This is a genomic window from Tepidimonas aquatica (genome assembly GCF_007556585.1).
In the GTDB taxonomy this organism is placed as follows: Bacteria; Pseudomonadota; Gammaproteobacteria; order Burkholderiales; family Burkholderiaceae_C; genus Tepidimonas; species Tepidimonas aquatica.
On the sequence record NZ_VJNA01000056.1, the window covers coordinates 1 to 4,496 of the forward strand.

The window sequence follows — 4,496 nt, forward strand, 5'->3', positions numbered from 1 at the left end:
ACCGAGTGCCATTCCACGCTGATGGCGGACACTTCGGCTACGATTTGAGCGTCACTCAGGACACCCGCGCAGCGTGTCCGCTATCGTTTGGAACGCTGTCCGCGATGGCAATGGAATCACTGTCCGCGATGGCAATGGAATCACTGTCCGCCATCAGTGGAATGCGCAGCTGAACGTGGCAACGCGCACAGTCTCTGACAAGCACTTCGAAGTGGTCGCTGCTGCGTTGCTCGGCCGGGCACGGCTGGCTATCAGTTACTACGGGAGGGCCCGCGACGAGTCAAACGAACGGAAGGTGTCACCCCAGCAACTGCTGCATTACCGGGGCAACTGGTATCTCATTGCCTACTGCCATGTCCGCCATGGTCTGCGCTCTTTCGCAATGGATTCAATCCAAGCGGCCAATGCCACCCAGGAGACAGCCTTCGAGGCGGATGCTGCGCAGCTGGAGAAATTCATTGGCGCCGGCTACGGCATCTACTCCGGTGGCGACGTTCAGTGGGCGCGATTGCGCTTCACGGCGCCAAGGTCACGCTGGGTCGCGCGAGAAGTCTGGCATCCTGAGCAAAAGTCTCAACTCGCTTCTAACGGAACCCTTCTTCTGGAAGTCCCGTTCACTGACGCGACCGAACTCGCCATGGATATTTTGCGACACGGCAAGCACGTGGAGGTGCTCGAACCTCAAGCACTCAGAGAAGCCGTGATGCACGAGCTCGTCTCGGCAAGTGCCATGTATTCCCCGTAGACCGCATCAGAAATCCGATTGCTGAGCTCTTGGGTGACTCCGACGTTCCCCCGGTGTTAGGAGCACTAGGCTTTGAAGTTCGGGCGGACGTCGCCTTTGCCCGGATGTCTATGCGGACCGTGGGTTACGCGAAGGTAGGGAAATACTCAGCAGTTCATGAGCCTCGACGATGGCCATGGCAACCTCTTCTGTCGTGGTTCTCTTTGCCATGGCTTGTTTGCGAATCATGTCGTAGGCCTCTGTCTCGGAAACCTGATGGGTCTTCATCAGAATGGCCTTGGCATCAGCGATGTGCCTAACCCCCAGTAGCTTGGCCTCCACCTTTTTCAATCGCCGAGCCAAGGCGCGGTTCACCTTGTGGTTCTCACGAGCTAGAACAAGTGACGAGAGAAGACCAAACGAGCGCACAGGTGAAGGCAGAACGGCCTTAGCCTCCAAACCTAACACCACTTCGACGATAGTGGGGTTTTCGTAGTTGACTACTGCTATGACGGTTGGTGCATCGTCCCCTCGCGCCCATTCCATGTTTAGGTTGAGGATTTCAGGGCGTACAGCAATAAACACCACGTCCACATCTTTGCCGATGGTTTGCATCGGGGGCCAAAATGCCTGAACCTTGCAGCCGATACGCTGTAGTTGCTGCGTAAGTTGACGGCCGTCGGAGTCATCGGGATGAATGACCGACACAGTCAGCGTACGAAGCTCTTTCAGCTGTTGAGGTGTAGCTCGCAATGCTCGAGGCTGCTCAGCTCGGTCGACCATCAAGACTCCAAAGTGTCCAAGCGCGCAGCCCAATCTCCTAGAGAATGGGTAACCAAATAGGGGTCGGGGTATACCGACCGTCGCGCTTGGCGCACGATAGTAAACTGACTTTCAGCGTTCACACGGCCAATGCGCGGATACAAGCAAGTGTGGTGGTTGGTAGGGTCGATACGCACACGACCTTGTGGAGCGTCGAACTCGCTCCCCAACACGCGCGGCAGTAGTTCAGCGATGTCGTCGCTGCCTGACTGACGCATCGCATTGGCGAAGATGTGCATCTGAAAGTAGGAGGCTTCCCAACACAGATTGGGGACGCAATTCTCACCCAAGCGCCGCCGAAGACGTTGCAGACAGCGTACGTTGGCAGCGGATTCGATGGATTGAAAGTATGGAGCCGAGGTGTAGTGGCCTGTCACCAGGCCTTTCTCCATTTGAGAGATTTCGGCCTCCGAGGTCGTGAGGCTTCCGATGGGCATGACCTTGGGGTCAAAGCCAGCATCAGCATATGCGCGATACAGAGCAGCCGTGGAGTCTCCGACCACTGTCGAAAAGATGAAATCAGGGCGTTTGTTTCTGATGTCAGCCATGATTTCCACAAACTCTTTCTCGGTGGCGTCCAGCGCCACATATCTCTCCCCCAACTTTTCGCCGCCCTGGCGTTGCATCACAAGCTCACCCATGATGCGATTGGACTCATAGGGGTAGATGTAGTCCGAGCCAATCATGTAAACCCGCGCGCCAAAGTTGGTTGTCATGAACTCCGCCAACTGAACACTGTTCTGATTGGGGGCGGCTCCCGTGTAAATCACGTTGGCCGAGTACTCGAACCCCTCGTACGGGGTCGGATAGAACAGCAGTCGGTTCCACTTCTCAATGACAGGGATAACGGCCTTACGGCTGCTGGACATGTAGCAGCCAAAGATGACTTTGACCTTATCCTGCACGATGAGCTGCTCCGCCAACTGGGCATAGCGCTGCGGGTTCGATTGGGCGTCATATTGGACCGGGACAAGCTCGCGCCCGTTGATGCCCCCAGCCTCGTTGATTTCGTCGATAGCCAGCAAGGCACCGTGAAGCTGAGACAGCCCGATGGTGGAGGTGACACCAGTATGCGAGAAAAGCACGCCAACGCGCACAGGGTCGCGGTCAGACATGACGCACCTTCACTTTTCTTGGAATTCTAGTTTGGGATAGAGGAAGAGTGTTGATAGGCATGGCGGAACCGATGAACATCAGGTTATGCGGGTGTGAGGTGAAGCTTTCATCCTGCTGCCAGCCTCACAAAAGCACGTTGTAACTGTACTGGAAGCTGGCTTACGTCTGCTGCAATTCCATAGTTGCGCCAACCAAAAATACGACGCACGTATCGGTCGGCTGCGGGGTCAACCGCTAGACAAAAAGTGCGGATGCCCGCTCGGTTGGCTTGCTGGACTGCTATGCGGGCGTCTTCAACCAAATAGTCAGGGTCAAACACATCAATGTCCGAAGGTGCGCCATCAGTGACGACCAGCAGTCCTCGATGCCGTCCTGGCTGTGCCTGCAGATGAACAGTGGCTTGCCGCACTGCAGCGCCAAGTCGTGTTGAGTGACGCGCGGGAACCGAAGCCAGACGCTCGCGGGCGTCGCCGTCGAGTGTGTCCTCCCAATCAAGCAGGCGGTAGTAGCTCACCTCAGACCTGGTGTTGGAGTTAAAACCGTGGATGGCCACGCTGTCAGCCGTTTGAATAGTGGCCTCGACAAGCATAAAAGCCGCTTGTTTCTCGACATCCAGCATTGTTAAGCCATGCATGCCCGAGGGCTCGTTTGTTGACTCGGAAAGGTCAAGCAGCACGAGGATGCGGGTAGTGCCCGTCTCACGCCCGGGGCGCATGAACAAGCGAGGCTCTGGCTCCAAACCCAGACGACGGTCTACCAGGACCTCAATGGCGGCATTGAGGTCAATGTCCTCTCCTTCCCATTGCCTACGCAAGCGTTGTCGGCGGCTAAGGCGACGAACGCGGTGCAACGAAACGGGGCTAAAAGTATGGTGCAGCAGCGGACGACCCACCGAGAGGTTGGCCGAAGTTGTGGCGGGGACCTTCTCGACCACAGTACACCAGTCGCGTCGCCACAAACCAAGGTGATGATGCCACTCGGGGTGGAGGGTTCGACTCAGTTCAAGCTCGGCCTGAGGTGTGACTTCTTGCGTGGCACTGCTTGAAAAGGATTCAGATGCATTGGCACGCGCTGGCGTGGAACGAGGGGTGGATAGCGTCTGCTGTTCGTCCCGCGCATCCTCCTCGTGATGCCAAAGGATGCTGTTGTCGTCCCGGTAAGGGGATGGAACCACATAGTGCTGTGGGTCAAACCGAACGCGCATCTGACCAAGGTCATTGGCCAGAATGGATGCGACTGACCGAAACGCACGAGCGTCTTCGAGGCCAAAACTTCTTTGTGTTTCCTCAAACAGCCGACGAGCCTTGTTGACCCAATGGTTATCGTCAACATAGTCGGGGTCGGCCAGCGAGCGGTCCATGCGTGCCATGAACGCCTCAAAGCTGAGATTGTCGCGGTCTGGCACCTTGGCCAGATTCTTGAGGAACCAATTCTTTGTCCCGGGGTATCGCCGGGCCAGCAAGCGCTCAACGCGAGCGTCCTCGACGGCAGACACCACGACCTGACTCATCGGCTTGAGCAGACGCCCGGGCTGCTTCAGTGGGGAAAAAAGAAGATGGGCCACGGCATGCGCAACAGTGGCTCGGTAGAGCTCTGCGGCGGGAACGAGTGCCTCCTCAGCGGACCGCCGACTTATCACCAATTGTGATTCGGTAATGATGGTACGGCTGGCTCGCGATGCCGCGCTGTTTTCGCCTACCGTGATTGCGACGTCCCCCCGCTTTCAGTAGCGGTTCGATCTAGAGTCCGGGTTGGATGGTAGCCGATGCCAGTTGCCTGGCGTAGGCGCTCGGTGTCAGTCCGCCCAATGCCTTCTTGGGTCGCTCCTCGTTGT

At 57.1% G+C, this 4,496-nt stretch carries 4 protein-coding genes; 1 reads left to right on the plus strand and 3 read right to left on the minus strand.

What is annotated here, in order from left to right; genetic code table 11:
• Window positions 1-175 precede the first annotated feature (175 nt).
• Window positions 176-745 carry a helix-turn-helix transcriptional regulator gene (locus Taqua_RS12670; protein WP_221933949.1) on the plus strand — a complete coding sequence of 190 codons (570 nt, stop codon included), beginning with the start codon at window positions 176-178 and terminating at the stop codon, window positions 743-745.
• 108 nt (window positions 746-853) lie between these two features.
• Here Taqua_RS12670 and Taqua_RS12675 read toward each other — a convergent pair whose 3' ends face one another.
• From Taqua_RS12675 to Taqua_RS12685, 3 genes are all read right to left on the minus strand, one after another.
• The gene (locus Taqua_RS12675; protein ID WP_144326948.1) at window positions 854-1,507 is read right to left on the minus strand and encodes an ANTAR domain-containing response regulator; all 654 of its coding nucleotides are present in this window, start codon (window positions 1,505-1,507) and stop codon (window positions 854-856) included.
• Window positions 1,507-2,661, minus strand: a complete 1,155-nt coding sequence (locus Taqua_RS12680; protein WP_144326949.1) for a transporter substrate-binding domain-containing protein — start codon at window positions 2,659-2,661, stop codon at window positions 1,507-1,509. The genes Taqua_RS12675 and Taqua_RS12680 overlap by 1 nt, the downstream gene beginning before the upstream one ends.
• A gap of 107 nt (window positions 2,662-2,768) precedes the next feature.
• The gene (locus Taqua_RS12685; RefSeq protein WP_221933950.1) at window positions 2,769-4,226 is read right to left on the minus strand and encodes a nitric oxide reductase activation protein NorD; all 1,458 of its coding nucleotides are present in this window, start codon (window positions 4,224-4,226) and stop codon (window positions 2,769-2,771) included.
• Window positions 4,227-4,496: the final 270 nt, after the last annotated feature.

Bases quoted from the DNA above. Each gene is read 5' to 3' on its own strand.
- Taqua_RS12675 (WP_144326948.1), bottom strand. From the start codon at position 1,507: ATGGTCGACCGAGCTGAGCAGCCTCGAGCATTGCGAGCTACACCTCAA.
- Taqua_RS12680 (WP_144326949.1), bottom strand. From the start codon at position 2,661: ATGTCTGACCGCGACCCTGTGCGCGTTGGCGTGCTTTTCTCGCATACT.